This is a genomic window from Amycolatopsis sp. NPDC004747, from assembly GCF_053601335.1.
In genome coordinates, this window is the sequence record NZ_JBSGBQ010000009.1 from 145250 (window position 1) to 162523 (window position 17274).

The following is a 17274-nucleotide window of genomic DNA, read 5'->3' on the forward strand; positions in this document are numbered from 1 at the left end:
GGAGGTGACGGGGTCGGGTGGTGCGGTCTTCACGGAGCGCGGGCGAGCGCGGCGCCCCGGTGCCCGGTCGTCACCGGTGGGCCTGGTCGATCGCCGACTGCAGGGACTGCTGGTAGCCCTCGGAGGTGTAGGTGGCGCCGCTGACGGTGTCGATCTGCGCGCTCTGGGCCTGCAGTGTCTCCTGGTTCAGCTCCGGGATCGCCGCGGAGTTGATCCGGACGTCGCGGCCGCTCTCCCGCGGGTAGTCGACGGCGTCCGCCGCGGTGATGCGGCCCCCGGTGACGGTGATCCGGACCTGCACCGGGCCGTAGCGCGTGTCGGCGGCGTCGCCGGTGAACGTCCCGTCGCCGCCGGCGGAACTCCCGGACGGGGGCGGGCTCGCGGTGCGCGACGGCCGGGTCGCGACCGGCGTGGCGTCCGTGCTGGTGCGGTAGCTGAACAGCAGCACGACCACGGACACGGTCGCCGCGGCGGCGATGGCGATCCGGCGCATCGGAGTCTCCTCTCCTACCAGGCGAACCGTTCGTGGTGGACGCGGTCGGCGGGGACGCCGGCGCGGCGGGCGTCGGCGAGCACGGACTCGGTCCACGCGTCGGGCCCGCAGACGTAGACGTCGTGGTCGGCGATGTCGGGCACCAGGCGGCGCAGCACCTGCTCGCCGGGTACCGGGGCGTACCCGGCGGGCAGCCAGGACGCGCGGTCGCGGGAACGGCGGCCGAGCAGGTGGTGGATCCGGATGCCGCGGCGGGCGGCGAGGTCGTCGAGTTCCCGGCGGAACAGCAGGTCCGCCGGGCGGCCGGCGCGGTGGAACAGCACGGCTTCCCCGGGCTGGTAGGGCAGTTCTTCCAGCAGCGCGCGCAACGGGGTGATCCCGATGCCGGAGCCGAACAGGGCGATCTTACGTCCTTTTCGGACGGTCGCGGTCAGCCGGCCGTACGGGCCTTCGAAGAACGCTCGCGTCCCGGGCCGGAGGGTGGCGAGGCGGCGGCTGCCCGGGCCGAGGTCCTTCGCGGTGATCCGCAGCCGGCGCCCGTCCGGGGCGGCGGAGAGGGAGAACGGCTTGCCGCGCGTCCAGCCGGGGCCGGCGGGGAACCGCCAGACGCAGAACTGGCCCGCGGCGGTGGGCAGCCGGTCGAGGTCGCGGCCGCGCAGGTACACCGAGACGACCCCGCGGCCTTCGGGCACGACCTCGTCGACGACCAGCCGGTGCCGCGCGTTGAGCCACACCGGCCGGCCGGCCCGGAACACCAGCACGGCACCCGCGGCCGCGGCGTAGGCGGTCCACCAGAACGCGGTCGCGACCGGGGAGGCGGTGAAGTCGGCGCCGGTCCACAGCTGGTGGGGGAGGGCGAGCCCGGCGCCGAGGTAGGCGTAGAGGTGCAGCAGGTGCCAGGACTCGTAGCGCAGCCGCCGCCGCGCCGCGCGCACCGACGTCACGGCGACCATCCCCAGCGCGGCGGTGCCGGCGGCGGCGAGCAGCATGCCGGGATAGGTGGTCACCAGGTCCCACGCCTCGGCGAGGACGCCGGTGCGGTCGGTCGCCGCGTAGCCGAGGGTGACGAGCACCAGGTGCGCGGCCAGCAGCGTGATCGAGGCGAAGCCGGCGAGCCGGTGCCGCCGGGCGAGTTCGTCTTGGCCGTAGCTGCGTTCCACCCACGGGATCCGCGCCATGAGCAGCAGCTGCAGCAGGAGGAGCTCGGCCGACAGCAGCCCGGTGAGCCGCCCGGCCGAGGTGAAGAAGTCCGAACCGAGGTCCTGCACGCCGCGGCCGGACACCCAGAGCGCGACCACGAACAGCACGCCGGCCCAGGCCGTCAGCCCGGCCGCGTCACGCCGCCACGCGTGGTCCACCGGCCGCGCGAGGCGGCGGACGGGCAGCGTGGTGGTGGACATCGGGCTCCTCGGGGGTGATCACCGTCCACCCTTCCGGAGACCGGTTAGCCGTCGACGTGATCAGGGTGAGAGTTCGGTAAGAGCCGATCCGCCGCGACGGTGAACCCGATCGCCGCGCCGCCGCCGGGGCGGGGCCCGGCGAAGACGGATCCGCCGTGGGCGAGGGCGATCTCGCGCACGATGGCGAGCCCGAGGCCGGATCCGGGCAGGCCGCGGGCGCCGTCGGCGCGGTGGAACCGGTCGAACACGCGGGCCGCGTCGTCGTCGCCGAGGCCGGGGCCGCGGTCGAGCACCGTCACCCGGCCGTTGCGCACGACGACCTCGATCGGGCCTTCCGGGGCGAACTTGACGGCGTTTTCGAGCAGGTTCGTCACCGCGCGTTCCAGGGCCTTCGCCTGCCCGGTCAGCGCGGAGGCGTCGGTTTCGACGGTGACGGCGCGCCCCGACCGCCGCCGGACGCGCCCGGCGGCGCGGCCGGCGATCTCGCCCAGCTCGACCGGCGCCGGCTCCTCGGCCTCGTAGCGGCGGGTGGCCAGGTCGACGAGCTCGTCGACCAGGTGGGTCAGCTCGCGGGTCTCGCCGTCGACGTCGTCGAGCAGGCGGGCGCGGGAGTCCGGGGTGAGCTCGGCGAACCGGCGCAGGACGCTGGCGTTGGTGCGCAGGCTGGTCAGCGGTGTCCGCAGCTCGTGCGCGGCGTCCTGCACCAGGCGCTCCTGGTCGGCGCGGGCGTCGGCGAGGCGGCCCAGCATCCGGTCGAACGACGTCGCGAGCCGCCCGACCTCGTCGCGTCCGCCGGTGGGGACGGTGACGTCGTCGAGGCGCCCGTCGCTGACCTGCTCGGTGACGTCGGTCAGCCGGACCAGCCGGCGGGTGATCTGCCGGGCCAGCAGCCACCCGGCCAGGGCCGCGACGGCCAGCACGAGGGCGCTCACGCCGGTGATCCGGGCGGCCAGGCCCTTGAGGACGTGCCGGGACTCGTCGACGTCGATGCCGAGCTGGATCGCGCCGCGGCCGGGCCCCAGCGCCACGGTGATCACCCGGTAGTCGTCGCGCCCGGCGGTGAAGTTCGTGTAGCGGTGGTCGCCGGGCGCGCCGGTGGCGGCCAGCGCCCGGTCGTCGTCGCCGGCTTCGAGGCGCACCGGCCGCCCGCCGAGGGGCCGGGTGGTGCCGTCCGGGGCGATCGCCTGGGCCGCCATGGGCTGGGCCTCGTCGTGGTCGTCGTCATCGGGGCCGCGGGTGACCGGGCTGGGCGCGAGCACCTGCGTCGCCCCGGCGGCGATTTCCGCCGACGTGGTCAGCAGCGACCGGTCGAGTTCGGCGTTGATGCGCTGGGAGGCGGCCTGGTAGCTGAAGACGCCGACGAGGATCGCCGCCGCCGCGCCGACCCCGGCGAAGGCGATCGCGAGCTTGCTGCGCAGGTTCACGACGGCCGCACCGAGTAGCCCACGCCGCGGACGGTGTGGATCAGCCCGGTGGCCCCGGCCTGCTCCAGCTTGCGGCGCAGGTAGCCGATGTAGACGGCGAGGTTCTTGGAGTCCGCGCCGAACTCGTAGCCCCAGATCCGCCGGTAGATCGTCGAGCGGTCCAGGACGATCCCGGCGTTGCGCACCAGCAGTTCCAGCAGGTCGAACTCGGTCTTCGACAGCGTGATCTCGGTGCCCTGCCACCACACCCGCCGCGCGGCCGGGTCGACCGCGAGTTCGCCCAGCCGCAGCGTGCGCCGCGCGTCCGGTTCGGGCGACGTGCGGCGCAGCAGGGCCCGCAGCCGCGCCAGCAGCTCGTCGAGCTCGAACGGCTTGGGCAGGTAGTCGTCGGCCCCGGCGTCCAGCCCGGCCACCCGGTCGGGGGTCTCCACGCGCGCGGTGAGCATGAGGATCGGCGTGGGGTCGCCTTCGGCGCGCAGCACCCGGCACACGCCGAGGCCGTCGACACCGGGCATCATCACGTCGAGCACGATCACGTCGAACTCGTCCCGCCGGGCCGTGGCCAGCGCGCTGACGCCGTCGCTCACCTCGGTGACGTGGTAGCCCTCGAGGTCGAGCGCGCGGACCAGCGACTCACGGATCGCGCGGTCGTCGTCGGCGAGCAGGACGCGGTGCGGCATGGCCGCCATCATGCCCGCGGCCGCACGGAGCCGCTCAGGGGGCGACGTCGGCCGGGGTGGTGCGGTACCGCGGCTTCGCCAGCCGGGTGGCCGCGAACAGGGCCGCGACCGCCACCGCGCCGAGGGTGACCAGCAGGCGGTTCACGTCGACCGCCGGTTCCCAGCGGAGCTTGCCGTCCTTGATGACGTACGCCCCGACCGGCTTGGCCGTCAGCCCGAACCCGGCGCCCTCGCCGGAGCGGCCCTTCTCGTCGCGGCTGTCGCCGCCGCCACCGCCGGTGCCGACGGCCGACGCCACGATCACCGTGACGCCGTCGACCTGGTACGGCTCGCCGTAGACCAGCTTGGTCTCCAGCCCGTCCTTCGCCTTCGCGAGCAGTTCGTCGACCTTCATGCGGCGAAGTCTCACCGCCGGGCGCGCCGGCCGCCCAGAGCCGATGGTCCCCCGTGCGGGTGACCGAGGACCCCGGCGCCGGTGGCGTTCGCCCGCTGTGGCGGCCGCCCTTCCGCGGTTGTCTTGGCGCACACGAAATCAGCGACCCCGGAGGCCGTCATGGCGCACCGTCACCCGCTGGCCGAGCTCGGGCTGAACACCGGCAAGAAGACCCGGCTGCACCGCATCCTGCACGAGCACGGCCTCCGCAACGGAACCGCGTTCTTCCTGCCGTACGACCAGGGCCTCGAGCACGGCCCGCGCGACTTCTTCGCCAACCCGGCCGCGAGCGACCCGAAGTACGTCCTCAAGCTCGCGATCGAGGGCGGCTTCAACGGCATCGCCCTCCAGATCGGGCTGGCCGAGAAGTTCTACTGGGACTACGCGGGCGAGCTGCCGCTGGTCCTGAAGCTCAACGGCAAGACCGAGATCCCGTCCGACGCCGAAGCGCTGTCCCCGCTGCACGGCAGCGTCGAGGACGCCGTCCGGCTGGGCGCGGACGCGGTCGGCTACACCCTCTACGTCGGGACACCCGCGCAGGAGCAGGACTTCGAGCAGCTCCGGCGGGTCCGGGCCGACGCGCACCGGTTCGGCATGCCGCTCATCGTCTGGGCCTACCCGCGTGGCTCGGCGATCGAGGCCAAGGGCGGCCGTGACTCGTTCTACGCGGTCGACTACGCCGCCCGGACCGCGTCCGAGCTCGGCGCCGACGTCGTCAAGGTCAACTTCCCGCACCCGGCGAAGATCGACAACGTGCCCGGTGTCTACGCGCGGGAGATCGGCAGCCAGGAAGCCATCGACGCGGTCGTGCGGTCGGCCGGGCGGACGCTGCTGCTGGTGTCGGGCGGCAGCCGGGCCGGTGACGACGCGATGCTGGAGAAGGCGCGCGAGTCGATGGAGGCCGGCGCGACCGGGCTGATCTTCGGCCGCAACGTCTGGCAGCGCGACCACGACGAGTCGCTGCGGTTCGTCTCGGCGCTGCGTGACGTCCTCGCCAAGTACCCGAGCACATGAGCACCACCGAAATCCGCATCCACGGCCGCGGCGGCCAGGGCGTGGTGACCGCGGCCGAGCTGCTGTCGGTCGCCGCGTTCACCGAAGGCCGGCACGCGCAGGCGTTCCCCAGCTTCGGTTCCGAGCGCACCGGTGCGCCGGTCGTGTCCTTCTGCCGGATCGCCGACCGGGCGATCCGCACGCGGGAGCCGATCGTCCGGCCGGACGCGCTGATCATCCAGGACGCCACCCTGCTGCACCAGGTGAACGTCTTCGAGGGCCTCGCCCCCGAGGGCTACCTGCTGGTGAACTCCGGGCACGGCTTCGACGAGCTGGGGCTGGGGGAGTTCGTCCGCGGGTTCCGGCGGGAGCGGCTGCTCGTGGTGCCCGCGACCGAGCTGGCGAAGAAGCACCTGGGCCGGGCGCTCCCGAACGCCGCGCTGCTCGGCGGGTTCGCCGCGCTGACCGGCGTGGTCGAGCTGCGGTCGGTGATCGCCGCGATCGCCGGCCGGTTCAGCGGGCCGAAGGCCGACGGCAACATCGCCGCCGCGACCGCGGCCTACGGATTCGTGCGCGCCGAGCGGGAGGAGCTGACCGGTGCTCAGGCAGATTGAGGGGTCACGGGCGGTCGCCGAGGCGGTGGCGCTGTGCCGCCCGGAAGTGGTGTGCGCGTACCCGATCTCGCCGCAGACGCACATCGTCGAAGGCCTGGCGGAGCTGGTGAAGTCCGGCGCGCTCGCGCCGTGCGAGTTCGTCAACGTCGAGTCGGAGTTCGCGGCGATGTCGGTCGCCATCGGCGCCTCCGCCGCCGGGGCGCGGGCCTACACCGCGACGGCCAGCCAGGGCCTGCTGTACATGACCGAGGCCGTTTTCAACGCGTCCGGGCTCGGCCTGCCGATCGTGATGACGGTGGCCAACCGGGCGATCGGGGCGCCGATCAACATCTGGAACGACCAGAGCGACAGCATGGCCCTGCGCGACGCCGGCTGGATCCAGCTCTACGCCGAGACCAACCAGGAAGCCGCGGACCTGCACGTCCAGGCGTTCCGGATCGCCGAACAGCTGTCGACGCCGGTGATGGTGTGCATGGACGGTTTCGTGCTCACCCACGCCTGGGAGCCGGTGGACACGCCCGCACAGGACGAGGTCGATGCGTTCCTGCCGCCGTACGAGCCACGCCAGGTCCTGGACCCCGACGAGCCGTCGTCGATCGGCGCGATGGTGGGGCCGGAGGCGTTCACCGAGGTGAAGTACCTCGCCCACGCCCGGCTGCTGGAGGCGCTCGACACCGTCCCCGACGTCGCCGACCGCTTCGCCGAGGCGTTCGGCCGCAACTCCGGCGGCCTGACCCGGTCCTACCGCACGGAGGACGCGGAAACGATCGTGATCGCGCTCGGCTCGGTGCTGGGCACGCTCAAGGACACCGCCGACGAACTGCGCCGGGACGGCCTGCGCGTCGGCGTGCTCGGGCTGACCTGCTTCCGGCCGTTCCCGGCCGAGGCCGTCCGTGCGGCCATCGGGCACGCCCGGCGCGTGATCGTGCTGGAACGCGCCTTCGAACCGGGTGTCGGCGGGATCGTCACGCAGAACGTGGTGGCGGCGGCTCCGGCGGCCGAAGTGCGCGCCGTCATCGCGGGCCTGGGTGGGCGCGCGATCACGAAGGCCTCCCTGAACCGGCTGCTGCGAGCCGCGGACCGGTTGCCACCGCTGACCTTCCTCGACCTCGACCGCACGCTGATCGACCGGGAGCTGGGCCGCTTGGCGGCGAGCCGCCGGTCGGGTCCGACGGCCGAAAACCTCCTGCGCGACCTGGGTGCGGTCGCCTCGCGAATCGGGTGATGCTGTGCCGAACGCCACCAATCCGACCGGCAGTCACGGCGGAAAGCCCCACCTCGCACAGACCGGCCGCGGACCGTATCCGCCTGCTTCCGGCCGGATCGGCAGCGCGGCGGTGACACCGATCAAGTTCTACCAGACCGGCAGCTTCGCGGTCGGCGGCCGGCTGCTCGGGGAGGACCAGCGCAGCGTCCAGTCCGACCGGCAGCGGATCAACTCCATCGACTGCGGGCACCGGGCGTGCCAGGGCTGCGGCGAGGCACTGGGCGCTCGGTACGCCCTCGACGCGGCCATGCGCGCCACCGGCAACCGGATGGTCGCCGTCAACGCCACCGGCTGCCTGGAGGTCTTCTCGACGCCGTACCCCGAGACGTCGTGGCGGATCCCTTGGCTGCACTCGCTGTTCGGCAACGCCCCGGCCGTGGCCACCGGCGTCGCCGCGGCGATGAAGGCCAAAGGCCGCGACGACGTCCGCGTGGTCGGCCAGGGCGGGGACGGCGGCACCGTCGACATCGGGTTGGCCTGCCTGTCCGGGATGTTCGAGCGCAACGACGACGTGCTCTACATCTGCTACGACAACGAGGCGTACATGAACACCGGTGTCCAGCGGTCCGGAGCCACCCCGGCCGCCGCGCGCACGGCGACGACCCCCGCCGTCGGCCCCGAGCCCGGTGCGGTGTTCGGCCAGGGCAAGAACCTGCCGATGATCGCGATGGCGCACGAGCTCCCGTACGTGGCGACCGCGACCGTCGCGGACCTGCGCGACCTGGAGGCGAAGGTGACGCGGGCGATGGAGTTCCACGGGGCCCGCTACCTCCACGTCCTCGTGCCGTGCCCGCTGGGCTGGGGCAGCGCGTCCCACGACACCATCCGGATCGCGCGGCTGGCCAAGGAAAGCGGGCTCTTCCCGGTGTTCGAGGCCGAGTACGGCGAGGTCGTCACGGTTTCGAAGATCCGGCACCGGGTGCCGGTCGAGGACTACCTGCGGCTGCAGTCGCGGTACGCGCACCTGTTCGGCGACCCGCCGCGCACCGGCGTGCTCACCGGCATCCAGGCGCAGGCCGACCGGAACATCCGCCGGTTCGGCCTGCTCGGGGAGGTTTGAGATGGCGCACGAGAAGCCGTTCGCGATCACGCTCGACGTCGGCTCGAGCCGGGCGAACAAGACCGGCGCCTGGCGCACCGAGCGGCCGGTGTACGTCGACCTGCTGCCGCCGTGCAACCAGGCGTGTCCCTCGGGACAGGACATCCAGAAGTGGCTCTACCACGCCGAATCCGGTGACTACGAGACCGCGTGGCGGCAGATCATGGCCGACAACCCGCTGCCCGCCGTGCTCGGCCGGATCTGCTACCGGCCGTGCGAGAGCGCCTGCAACCGCGGCCAGCTGGACGAGGCCGTCGGGATCAACTCGGTCGAGCGGTTCCTCGGCGACGAGGGCAACAAGCGGGGCTGGACGGTCCCGGTCGCCGAGCCGTCCGGCAAGCGGGTGCTCGTCGTCGGCGCCGGCCCGGCGGGCCTGTCCGCCGCCTACCACCTGGCCCGGCTCGGCCACGCCGTCACCGTCCGCGACGCCGAAGCCGCCGCCGGCGGGATGCTGCGCTACGGCATCCCGCGCTACCGGCTGCCGCGCGAGGTCCTCGACGCCGAGATCCGCCGGATCGCCGACCTGGGGGTGACCTTCGAGCAGAACAGCCGGGTCACCGACGTCGTGGCCGCCAAGGCCGGGTTCGACGCGGTCTTCCTGGCCGTCGGGGCCCAGGTCGGCAAACGGGCCTACATCCCGGCCGGCGACTCGGCCCGGGTGCTCGACGCGGTTTCGCTGCTGCACGGCGTGGAAAGCGGGGAACGGCCGCTGCTGGGCCGCCGGGTCGCGGTCTACGGCGGCGGCAACACCGCGATGGACGCCGCCCGCACCGCGAAGCGGCTCGGCGCCACCGACGCGGTCGTCGTCTACCGCCGCACTCGTGACCGGATGCCCGCCCACGAGTCCGAAGTGACCGAGGCGGTCGAAGAGGGCGTGGCGATGCGCTGGCTGTCGACGATCAGCGAGATCGACGGCGACGGCATCACCATCGAGAAGATGCGCCTCGACGAGTCGGGCTTCCCGCAGCCGACCGGCGAGTTCGAACGGCTTTCGGCCGACACCGTCGTGCTGGCGCTCGGCCAGGACGCCGATCTGTCCCTTGTGGACGAACTACCGGACGTCGACCGCGACGGCGGCGTCGTGCGCGTGGGGCCCGGGATGATGACCGGGCACGCGGGGATCTTCGCCGGCGGGGACATGGTGCCCTCGGGCCGGACCGCGACCGTCGCCGTGGGGCACGGCGCGAAGGCGGCCCGGGAGATCGACGCGTGGCTGCGCGAGGTCGTCACGCCGGAACCGCCGGCCCGGCGCGAAGCGACGTTCGAGAACCTGAACACCTGGTACTACAGCGACGCCGACCGGAAGGTCCGCCCGCACCTCGACCTGTCCCGGCGGGTGTCCACCTTCGACGAGATCCAGGGCGGGCTGACCGAGTCGACCGCGTTGTTCGAAGCGCGCCGCTGCCTGTCCTGCGGCAACTGCTTCGAATGCGACAACTGCTACGGCGTCTGCCCCGACAACGCGGTGCTCAAGCTCGGACCGGGGGAGAAGTACGCGATCGACCTCGACTACTGCAAGGGCTGCGGGATCTGCGTCGCGGAATGCCCGTGCGGCGCCATCGAAATGGTGCCCGAGGAAACCTGAGGACAAACCATGCAGGAGAAACGCCGGCACGGCTCCGGGACCGGCGTCGCGCGGCTCGACCCCGAAGGAGCGGAAATGCGAATCCTCGTCGTCTTCGAATCGATGTTCGGCGCCACCGAAGAGGTGGCCAAAGCGATCGGCAAGGGGCTGGCGGTGTCCGCCCCGGTGGAAGTGGTCAATGTCGACAAAGCGCCCCGGGACCTGACCGGCGTCGACCTGCTCGTCGTCGGCGGCCCCACCCACGTGCACGGGATGAGCCGTCCGTCGACGCGGAAGTCCGCCGCGGACCAGGTGGACTACCCGACGCGGTCGCGGACCGGCGTGCGGGACTGGCTGGACGCGCTCGACGTGGTGCCGGCCGGGTTGGCCGCCGCGGCCTTCGACACCCGGATCGACAAGCCGCGCGTGTTCACCGGGGCCGCGTCGCTCGGGGTGGCCAAGCGGCTGCGCAAGCGCGAGTGCCGGCTCGTCCTTCCGGCGGAGAGCTTCTTCGTCGGGACGGAATCGATCGACACCGGCCCGGAGCCCGGCGAACCGGAACGGGCGGAGGCGTGGGGCGCGGCACTCGGGGCGGCGCTGGTCCGCGCCGCCACCTGAAGCCGTGGCGGACGCCCCGACGGTCGGCGTGGAGGAGGAGTTCGTCCTGCTGGACCCGCGGACCGGTGCGGCGGTCCCGGCGGCGCCCCGCATCCTGGCGGCGCTGCCCGGTGAGCCCGGCGTGGTCCCGGAGTTCCTGCGCTGCCAGCTCGAAACCGTGACGGGCGTGTGCCGCTCGCTCGCCGAGGTCCGCGCGGACCTGACGCGGCTGCGCCGCCGGGTGGGCGAGGCGGCGGCGGACGCGGGGTGCCTGGCCGTGGCCACCGCCGTCGCGCCGTTCGGCACCGCGCCGTTCGGTACCGCGCCGTTCGGTACCGCACCGCTGGTCACCGCCGACGCGCGGTACGAACGGCTGGCCGCCCGCTTCCCCGGCCTGGTCGCCGGCGCGGGCACCTGCGCCTGCCACGTCCACGTCGGCGTCCCGTCGCGGGCGGCGGGGTTGCGTGCGCTCGCCGGCTTGCGGCCGTGGCTGGGTGTCCTGCTGGGCCTCACCGCGAACTCGCCGTACGTCGACGGCGCCGACTCCGGGTGGGCGAGCACGCGGTACCCGCTCTGGTCCCGCTGGCCGACGGCCCGGCCGCCCGCCGCGTGGCGCGACGTCGCCGAGTACGACGCGGCCGTCGCCGAGGCGATCCGCAGCGGAGCCGCGCCGGACGCCCGCGCGGTGTACTTCTACGCCCGCCTGTCGCCGCGGCACCCGACCGTGGAGGTGCGGGTCGCCGACGTCTGCCTCGACGTCGCCGACGCCGTCGTGCTGGCGGGACTCGTGCGGGCGCTGGTGACCACGGCGTTGCGGGACCCGGTGGTGCCGCAGCCGTCCGACGCGGCCCTGGCCGAGGCGCTGCGGACCGCCGCCCGGCACGGCCTCGACCGGGTCGGAGCCGCGCGGCTGCTGACGCACGTCCGGCCCGCACTGGCGGAGGCCGGTGATCTCGAGGTGGTGCACCGGGGGTGGGCTGCGCTCGCGGACCGCGGCGGCGGTGCCGTCCGGCAGCGCGCGCTGCGGGCGGTGTCGGCCACTCCGGCGGAGTTCGCCGCCCGGCTCGCCGCGGCGACCCGCTCACCGCAGCCCGGGCAGCCGCGCGACGGCGAAACCGGTGAACGCCGACGTGGCCGCCGCCATCAGCAGGCCGCCGAAGACACCGATGAGGATGATCGACGCTGTCGGCTGCCCGGGCTGCCAGAGCGGCGTCGTGACGCCGAGGAACACCGCCAGCCCGGCCAACCACGCCCCCGCGGTGGTGCCGATCCACCTGGCCGAGCGGGGGAGGTGGCGCCGCAGCACCAGCCATTGCGCGAAGCCGATGGACAGCAGCAGCGCGCCGCCCAGGACCGCGGCCACCGGCCAGAGCAGCAGCGGCGGCCAGGTCGGTAGCGACGCGGCCCAAGTGGCCGGAGCCATCCCCAGCAGGTAGGCGAAGGAGGCGGCAGCGGCGGTCGCGGACACCCAGTCCCGGACGTTCAGCGCGGGCAGGGCGCGGCGGAGAACGAAGGCCTGGCCGGCGCCGAGCGCGGCGCCTTCGGCCGCGCCGGCCAGCAGCAGCACCGGAAGTTCCGCCGGGGAGTTCGCGGTCAGGGCGCCGGCGACCGCGGGGATCGAGAACCCGAGGAACTCGGCGGCCGTGACGACCGGGAACCAGGTCCGGGCCAGCCTGCGGCCACGCAACGGCGGCGTGCTCTCCGGCGTCACCACGGTCAAAGCCAGTCGCGGCGTTTGAACAGCGCGTACAGCGTGGCGGAGATGACCAGGATGGCCAGCGTCGAGACCCACACGCCCGAAGCCGTCCCGAACCCCGGGTACGGGATGTTCTGGCCGTAGAACCCGGTGATGGCGGTCGGCACCGCGATGATCGCCGCCCAGCTGGTCACCTTCTTCATGATCGCGTTCAGCCGGTTGCCCTGGATGCTCAGCTGGGTCTCGCGGATCGTCGCGATCAGCTCGCGCAGCGACTCCGTCCACTCCGTCACGCGGAGGACGTGGTCGTAGACGTCCTGGAAGTACGGCAGGAGCGTGTCGTCCCGGCGCATCAGGGCGGCGACGATCTCGCGCATCGGCACGGCCAGGTGCCGCAGGCGGCCGAGGCTCCGGCGCAGCGTCAGGGACCGGCGCTGCAGCTCCGTGGGGTCGGCGTGGTCGGCGAACACGAGGTCTTCGAGGGTTTCGACCTGCTCGTCGAGGGCTTGGACGGCGTCGAGGTGGCCGTCGACGACGTAGTCGAGCAGGCCGTGCAGCAGGAACGCGGTGCCGTTCTTGGCCAGGTCGGGGGTGGTGTCCCAGCGTGCGGTGAGCGCGTCGATGTCGGTGGTGTTGTTGCGGTGCACGGTGATCAGCACGCGGTCGGTGACGAACGCGTCCAGCTCCGAAGCGGCCAGGACGCCGTCGGTCACGCGCACCGTGTACGCGGCGAGGAACGAGTGCCGGTCGTAGCGGACGAACTTGGGGCGCTGGTGGTCCTCGTCGAGGACCGATGCCACGGCCAGCGGGTGCAGCCCGAGCTCGGTGGCGAGCGCGGCCAGGTCCTGCGAGGTGGGAGTGTCCAGGTCGAGCCACAGCGTCACCGACGGGTCGGCGAGGTGGCGGGCGGCCTCGGCGGCGGGGAAGCCCTCCCGCTCGAGGACGCCGCTGCGGTACAACCGGCTGCGCGGCGTCGGCTGGGTGGTGCTGTGGCCGGCGGCGGTGGGTGACGCGTTCCGGTGGGCCCGGGCGGTCCTTTTCGGACCGGTCGGTCGTGGTCGGCGTGCGGGCTGGTCGGCGGCGTCGGTGTGGCGGGGGGCGGTGGTCGCTGTGGCGGCTCCGGGGGTGGTGTCCATGGGGTGTTTCACTTCTGTTGGGGTGCGGAGCCGGTTGGGTGGGGGGTGCGTACCAGGTAGACCGGGCAGGCTGCGTTGTGCAGGAGTGCTTGGCTGGTGGAGCCCAGCAGCAGGTCGGGGAAGCCGCCGCGGCCGCGGTTGCCGAGCACGATGAGCTGGGCGTTTGCGCTGCGCTCGATCAGCTCGCGGCGTGGGTGGCCGTGGACGACGATCTGCTCGAGGGTGAGGTTGCCGGTGTCGTGTTCGCCGGTGAGCTCGCTGAGCAGCTGTTGGCCGGCCGCTGTGGCGGCTTGCGGGTTCAGGTGTGGTTCGGTCTCCGGGCGCGGCTCGTCTGCCGGTGCGTGCACCACGATCAGGTGGGTTTTCCGTGCTTGTGCTTCGGCTACGGCTGCCGCGAGGATGCGGGTGCTGGGCTGGCTGCCGTCGATCCCGGCGATGATCGGCTGGTGGGTGGTTTCGGGGTCGTCCCAGGTGTCGCCGCGGACCACTACCACGTCGCAGGCGGCGTGTGCGCTGACGGCTGAGGCGGTCGAGCCGGCGAGCAGGCCGGTCAGCCGGCCGCGGCCGCCGGAGCCGAGGACGATCAGCGCTGCGGTCTGTGATGCTTCGATGAGGGCTGGTGCGGCGCGGTCGGGATCCAGTCGGGTGGTCACCGTCGGCGCGCCCTGTGCTGCGGCGATTTCCTGTGCTGCTCGCAGGTAGCGGTGCCCGTGGGCGCGGAGGGTGTCTTTCAGCTCTTCTGGTGGTGGGACGACTCCGCCGGCGAGCAGTGCCGGGAAGTCGAGGGCGTGCACGATTTCCAGGGGGGCTTCGTGCAGCCGGGCGGTGCGGGCTGCCCAGCGGACGGCGTCGAGTGCCTCGCCTGATCCGTCGGTTCCGGTGACGATCGGTTGGTGCGGCGTGTTCATCGGTGGCTCCCGGTGCGGCTGTCGTGCGCCGACGTTATGGCGGCGGCCGCGCCGTCCGCTGCGGCCGGAAGTCCTCCGGCGAGGGGACTTCCGGCGGTCCTCACCCCGGCCTCGTGCACCGCGTCACGGGTACTCGCTCCCGTTCGCGACGCGCTTCCGGCCGGGCGGGCAGGAGCGGCTTGAGCGCGCTCGCTCTGCCGGCGTGGGCCGTTGCTCCGGCTCGCCCGGCACCTCCCGGTTTCACTCGCCGCGCAGCGGTTCCGGGATCGGGAGCCCCGCGCCGTACCGGCGGGGGAGTGGCCGCAGGACTTCGCGGACGGGCCGGCGCGGCGTCGCCGGAAGAGGTGCCGTGCCATCCGGGGCGTGGCCGACGCGCACCACCAGCTGCGGCTCGAGCCGGCCGCCGAGGACGCAGTCGCGGACCAGGCCGCGGGTGCTCGTCAGCTCGAACGGTTCGGTGTACACGCAGGACGCCAGGTTCAGCAGGGTCGCCGTGAGCAGGACCGCGCCGGCGGCTTCACCCGCGCGGAGGCGGTCCAGCTCGGTGTCGCCCGGGGTGGCGAGCACGGTGAGGACCGCGCCGTCCGGGCCGGCCGAGTCCGGGATGCCTCCGCCCGCGAACTCGCGGACCCGCAGCTCGCGGCGGGGTGCGAGGGCCAGGACGGCGTTCCGGGCCGGCACGCCGTCCGGGGCGTGGTCGCGGCCGCTCCACGCGGACAGCTCGAACCCGTAGTCCGGGTCGGCCCGGTGCAGGCCGGCGGCCTCCGCGGCGGCCCACGCGAGGACCGTCCGGTGCGGCGCCGCCGTCACCACGTGCAGGGCCGCGCCCTGGCCGGCCGCGCTCTTCCGCAGCAGCTCCTCGTCCCGCGCCGGCAGCGGCCGCTCGGCGAACCGGCGCCGGTCCGATCGGCGGCGGGGGATGGCCGCGGCGAGGGCGATGTCGGCGTCACACGTGTCGTGGGGCACCAGGTCGATCCTCGCGAGCAGGCCGGGTTCGGGCAGCCGGTGGACGCGCGCGGCCCACCCCATCGCCGCCGCGGCGGCGGCGAAGTGGTGCAGGGCGCAGCCGCAGCTGACGAGCAGGTCGCGGCCGTCGGGGTCGGTGTGGCGCAGCCGTCGGCCCGGATCGGCGCGCAGCTCGGCCGTGCGGCCGCCGAAGTGCCACTGCCACGGCTGCGAGTTGTGCACCGAGGGGGCACGGACCGCGAGCGCGACGGCCGCCCGCACGGTGGAGGCGTCGGGCATCGTGGGGTCCATCGTTCCTCCTCGGATCGAATGGCTCCATGCTCGCCGCGGCGGTGCGCCGGCCACAGGGTCCAAGGGCTTCGCGGAGGTGACCGGCGCGAGGCCCTTCGGCCCTTTCCGGCGCCCGGCGGGCAGCCCAACCTGGGCACGAACCCGGGAGGAGCCACGAATCCTGACCATCCCTTCGCCCACGCGGACGCCGGCGCGCGGAAACGGCAGGCGGCGGTGCCCGCCGCGCTCGACCGGCCGGCCGGGACACGTCGGGAAACCGCTGCCGAACCGCCTCGCCGAGCCGCCGACCGGAAACGGCCGTGCGAGCTGAACCCGCCGGGAAGCCGGCCTGCCGGCCCTCGTCCTCCTGAGCGGCTCGTACGCCGGCGGGCGGGACGTACGCGATCACGATGCCGGCCACCCGGCACCGCCGGTTCCGGCGTCCGGGCGGGATCACGGAAGGGCCGCACCGTCCTGGGGTGAAGGACCAAAGACCCCGGGGCCGGCGACGTCCGGCCGCAGCCCGGAGGGCGGCCGGGTTCGTAGCGTCGGGGCATGCCCGGAACCAAGAAGCTGCCGCGCGCGGTCTACGAGCGTGAGCTGCTGCGCCTGCAGGCCGAGCTGGTGAAGCTCCAAGAATGGGTCCGTGCCGAAGGCGCGCGCCTGGTCGTGGTGTTCGAGGGCCGGGACGCGGCCGGCAAGGGCAGCACGATCAAGCGCGTCACCGAGCACCTCAACCCCCGCGTGGTGCGGATCGCGGCGCTGCCCGGCCCGACCGAACGCGAGCGGACGCAGTGGTACTTCCAGCGCTACATCGAGCACCTGCCCGCCGCGGGCGAGATCGTGCTGTTCGACCGCAGCTGGTACAACCGGGCCGGCGTCGAGCGGGTGATGGGGTTCTGCAGCCCCGAGGAGCACCGGCGGTTCCTGCAGCAGTGCCCGATCTTCGAGCGGCTGCTCGTCGACGACGGCATCCTGCTGCGCAAGTACTGGTTCTCCGTCAGCGTCGAGGAGCAGGAACGCCGGTTCCGCGCCCGCATCGGCGACCCGATGCGCCGCTGGAAGCTCTCGACCATCGACCTGCAGTCGGTGACGCACTGGGAGGACTACTCGCGGGCGAAGGACGACATGTTCGTGCACACCGACACCGCCGAATCCCCTTGGCACGTGGTGGAAAGCGAGGAGAAGCGGCGCGGGCGGCTGAACATGATCGCGCACCTGCTTTCGAGCGTCCCGTACTTCGAGGTGCCCCGCCAGGCGGTGTCGCTGCCGCCGCGGCCGGAGCCGACCGGCTACTTCCGGCCCGACCGGCGGCTGCAGAACTACGTCCCCGACCACGCGGCGACCCTGCTGCCGCACTGAACAGGAGGAGCTGACCATGGACGACAAGGAGAAGGCGGCCATCGAAGCCGAGGCGCGCCGCGGCGTCGCCGAGCGCGGCCGGCACGGCCCGAAGGTGGGCCGGTACCTGCACGTGGTCGAACAGCACGCGATCAAGGAGAACGACGAGGACCTTCCGCCGGCCGCGGAGGAACCGCGGCAGCCGGCGGCCGGGCGTCAGGCCTGATCGGTGCGCACGTAGGCCGCGAGGCGCCGCCGCGTAGGTGTCCTTCACCGGGCGCGTCCACGATCGTCGTGCGCACCAGCTCGAAGTGCGGGTGCGGCAGGAAGTGGTCGATGAACAGAGCGGGTGCGGTCATGGTCCCGGCGTCGGCGACGACAGCCGCGCGGACA

17 protein-coding genes are annotated in these 17274 nt (G+C 73.7%); 9 read left to right on the plus strand and 8 right to left on the minus strand.

What is annotated here, in order from left to right:
- Positions 1–70: 70 nt before the first annotated feature.
- The 5 genes from ACWEGE_RS16605 to ACWEGE_RS16625 are packed head-to-tail and all read right to left on the minus strand — an operon-like array spanning position 71 to position 4391.
- Positions 71–493, minus strand: coding sequence for an FMN-binding protein (locus tag ACWEGE_RS16605; RefSeq protein ID WP_449661313.1), 423 nt, complete (start codon positions 491–493; stop codon positions 71–73).
- A 14-nt stretch (positions 494–507) separates the two neighbouring features.
- Positions 508–1893, minus strand: coding sequence for a ferredoxin reductase family protein (locus ACWEGE_RS16610; RefSeq protein WP_449661314.1), 1386 nt, complete (start codon positions 1891–1893; stop codon positions 508–510).
- A gap of 44 nt (positions 1894–1937) precedes the next feature.
- A complete protein-coding gene (locus ACWEGE_RS16615; protein ID WP_449661315.1) occupies positions 1938–3317 on the minus strand; it encodes an ATP-binding protein in 1380 nt (459 codons plus the stop codon).
- On the minus strand, positions 3314–4006 hold the full coding sequence (locus ACWEGE_RS16620; protein WP_449661470.1) for a response regulator transcription factor: 693 nt from the start codon (positions 4004–4006) through the stop codon (positions 3314–3316). The genes ACWEGE_RS16615 and ACWEGE_RS16620 overlap by 4 nt, the downstream gene beginning before the upstream one ends.
- 25 nt (positions 4007–4031) lie before the next feature.
- Complete coding sequence (locus tag ACWEGE_RS16625) at positions 4032–4391, minus strand: spore germination protein GerW family protein (protein ID WP_449661316.1); 360 nt, start codon at positions 4389–4391, stop codon at positions 4032–4034.
- A 159-nt stretch (positions 4392–4550) separates the two neighbouring features.
- Between ACWEGE_RS16625 and ACWEGE_RS16630 the strand changes: the two genes are divergently transcribed.
- The 7 genes from ACWEGE_RS16630 to ACWEGE_RS16660 all read left to right on the plus strand — a co-directional run bounded on the left by ACWEGE_RS16630 (position 4551) and on the right by ACWEGE_RS16660 (position 11960).
- The gene (locus tag ACWEGE_RS16630) at positions 4551–5444 is read left to right on the plus strand and encodes a class I fructose-bisphosphate aldolase (protein WP_449661317.1); all 894 of its coding nucleotides are present in this window, start codon (positions 4551–4553) and stop codon (positions 5442–5444) included.
- Positions 5441–6037 carry a 2-oxoacid:acceptor oxidoreductase family protein gene (locus tag ACWEGE_RS16635; protein WP_449661318.1) on the plus strand — a complete coding sequence of 199 codons (597 nt, stop codon included), beginning with the start codon at positions 5441–5443 and terminating at the stop codon, positions 6035–6037. The genes ACWEGE_RS16630 and ACWEGE_RS16635 overlap by 4 nt, the downstream gene beginning before the upstream one ends.
- A complete protein-coding gene (locus ACWEGE_RS16640; protein ID WP_449661319.1) occupies positions 6021–7262 on the plus strand; it encodes a transketolase C-terminal domain-containing protein in 1242 nt (413 codons plus the stop codon). The genes ACWEGE_RS16635 and ACWEGE_RS16640 overlap by 17 nt, the downstream gene beginning before the upstream one ends.
- Positions 7263–7374: 112 nt before the next feature.
- Positions 7375–8364 (plus strand): thiamine pyrophosphate-dependent enzyme, encoded by a 990-nt coding sequence (locus ACWEGE_RS16645; protein WP_449661320.1) that lies wholly within the window; start codon positions 7375–7377, stop codon positions 8362–8364.
- 1 nt (position 8365) lies between these two features.
- Entirely contained in the window at positions 8366–9988 is a 1623-nt protein-coding gene (locus ACWEGE_RS16650; protein WP_449661321.1) for an NAD(P)-binding protein, read from the plus strand.
- A 9-nt stretch (positions 9989–9997) separates the two neighbouring features.
- Positions 9998–10585, plus strand: a complete 588-nt coding sequence (locus ACWEGE_RS16655; protein WP_449661322.1) for a flavodoxin family protein — start codon at positions 9998–10000, stop codon at positions 10583–10585.
- Positions 10586–10589: 4 nt separating this feature from the next.
- On the plus strand, positions 10590–11960 hold the full coding sequence (locus ACWEGE_RS16660) for a YbdK family carboxylate-amine ligase (protein ID WP_449661323.1): 1371 nt from the start codon (positions 10590–10592) through the stop codon (positions 11958–11960).
- Positions 11961–12280: 320 nt separating this feature from the next.
- Here the strand turns inward: ACWEGE_RS16660 and ACWEGE_RS16665 are convergent, their stop codons facing one another.
- The 3 genes from ACWEGE_RS16665 to ACWEGE_RS16675 all read right to left on the minus strand — a co-directional run bounded on the left by ACWEGE_RS16665 (position 12281) and on the right by ACWEGE_RS16675 (position 15561).
- Positions 12281–13219: a magnesium transporter CorA family protein gene (locus tag ACWEGE_RS16665; RefSeq protein WP_449661471.1), complete on the minus strand. Its 939-nt coding sequence runs from the start codon at positions 13217–13219 to the stop codon at positions 12281–12283.
- A 185-nt stretch (positions 13220–13404) separates the two neighbouring features.
- A complete protein-coding gene (locus ACWEGE_RS16670; RefSeq protein WP_449661324.1) occupies positions 13405–14304 on the minus strand; it encodes a universal stress protein in 900 nt (299 codons plus the stop codon).
- A 240-nt stretch (positions 14305–14544) separates the two neighbouring features.
- Positions 14545–15561, minus strand: coding sequence for an Acg family FMN-binding oxidoreductase (locus ACWEGE_RS16675; protein WP_449661325.1), 1017 nt, complete (start codon positions 15559–15561; stop codon positions 14545–14547).
- Positions 15562–16095: 534 nt separating this feature from the next.
- On the opposite strand from ACWEGE_RS16675, the gene ppk2 reads away from it, so the two are divergent.
- Both ppk2 and ACWEGE_RS16685 read left to right on the plus strand, forming a co-directional pair.
- The gene (gene ppk2 / locus ACWEGE_RS16680) at positions 16096–16902 is read left to right on the plus strand and encodes a polyphosphate kinase 2 (RefSeq protein ID WP_449661326.1); all 807 of its coding nucleotides are present in this window, start codon (positions 16096–16098) and stop codon (positions 16900–16902) included.
- A 16-nt stretch (positions 16903–16918) separates the two neighbouring features.
- Entirely contained in the window at positions 16919–17107 is a 189-nt protein-coding gene (locus ACWEGE_RS16685) for a hypothetical protein (protein ID WP_449661327.1), read from the plus strand.
- The last annotated feature ends 167 nt before the right edge of the window (positions 17108–17274 follow it).

What these genes read in the sequence shown, in the direction of transcription:
- ACWEGE_RS16625 (WP_449661316.1), bottom strand. Translation starts at nt 4,391, where the DNA reads ATGAAGGTCGACGAACTGCTCGCGAAGGCGAAGGACGGGCTGGAGACC.
- ACWEGE_RS16630 (WP_449661317.1), top strand. Translation starts at nt 4,551, where the DNA reads ATGGCGCACCGTCACCCGCTGGCCGAGCTCGGGCTGAACACCGGCAAG.
- ACWEGE_RS16685 (WP_449661327.1), top strand. Translation starts at nt 16,919, where the DNA reads ATGGACGACAAGGAGAAGGCGGCCATCGAAGCCGAGGCGCGCCGCGGC.
- ACWEGE_RS16650 (WP_449661321.1), top strand. Translation starts at nt 8,366, where the DNA reads ATGGCGCACGAGAAGCCGTTCGCGATCACGCTCGACGTCGGCTCGAGC.
- ACWEGE_RS16620 (WP_449661470.1), bottom strand. Translation starts at nt 4,006, where the DNA reads ATGGCGGCCATGCCGCACCGCGTCCTGCTCGCCGACGACGACCGCGCG.
- ACWEGE_RS16610 (WP_449661314.1), bottom strand. Translation starts at nt 1,893, where the DNA reads ATGTCCACCACCACGCTGCCCGTCCGCCGCCTCGCGCGGCCGGTGGAC.
- ACWEGE_RS16675 (WP_449661325.1), bottom strand. Translation starts at nt 15,561, where the DNA reads ATGGACCCCACGATGCCCGACGCCTCCACCGTGCGGGCGGCCGTCGCG.
- ACWEGE_RS16655 (WP_449661322.1), top strand. Translation starts at nt 9,998, where the DNA reads ATGCAGGAGAAACGCCGGCACGGCTCCGGGACCGGCGTCGCGCGGCTC.
- ACWEGE_RS16670 (WP_449661324.1), bottom strand. Translation starts at nt 14,304, where the DNA reads ATGAACACGCCGCACCAACCGATCGTCACCGGAACCGACGGATCAGGC.
- ACWEGE_RS16635 (WP_449661318.1), top strand. Translation starts at nt 5,441, where the DNA reads ATGAGCACCACCGAAATCCGCATCCACGGCCGCGGCGGCCAGGGCGTG.
- ACWEGE_RS16605 (WP_449661313.1), bottom strand. Translation starts at nt 493, where the DNA reads ATGCGCCGGATCGCCATCGCCGCCGCGGCGACCGTGTCCGTGGTCGTG.
- ppk2 (WP_449661326.1), top strand. Translation starts at nt 16,096, where the DNA reads ATGCCCGGAACCAAGAAGCTGCCGCGCGCGGTCTACGAGCGTGAGCTG.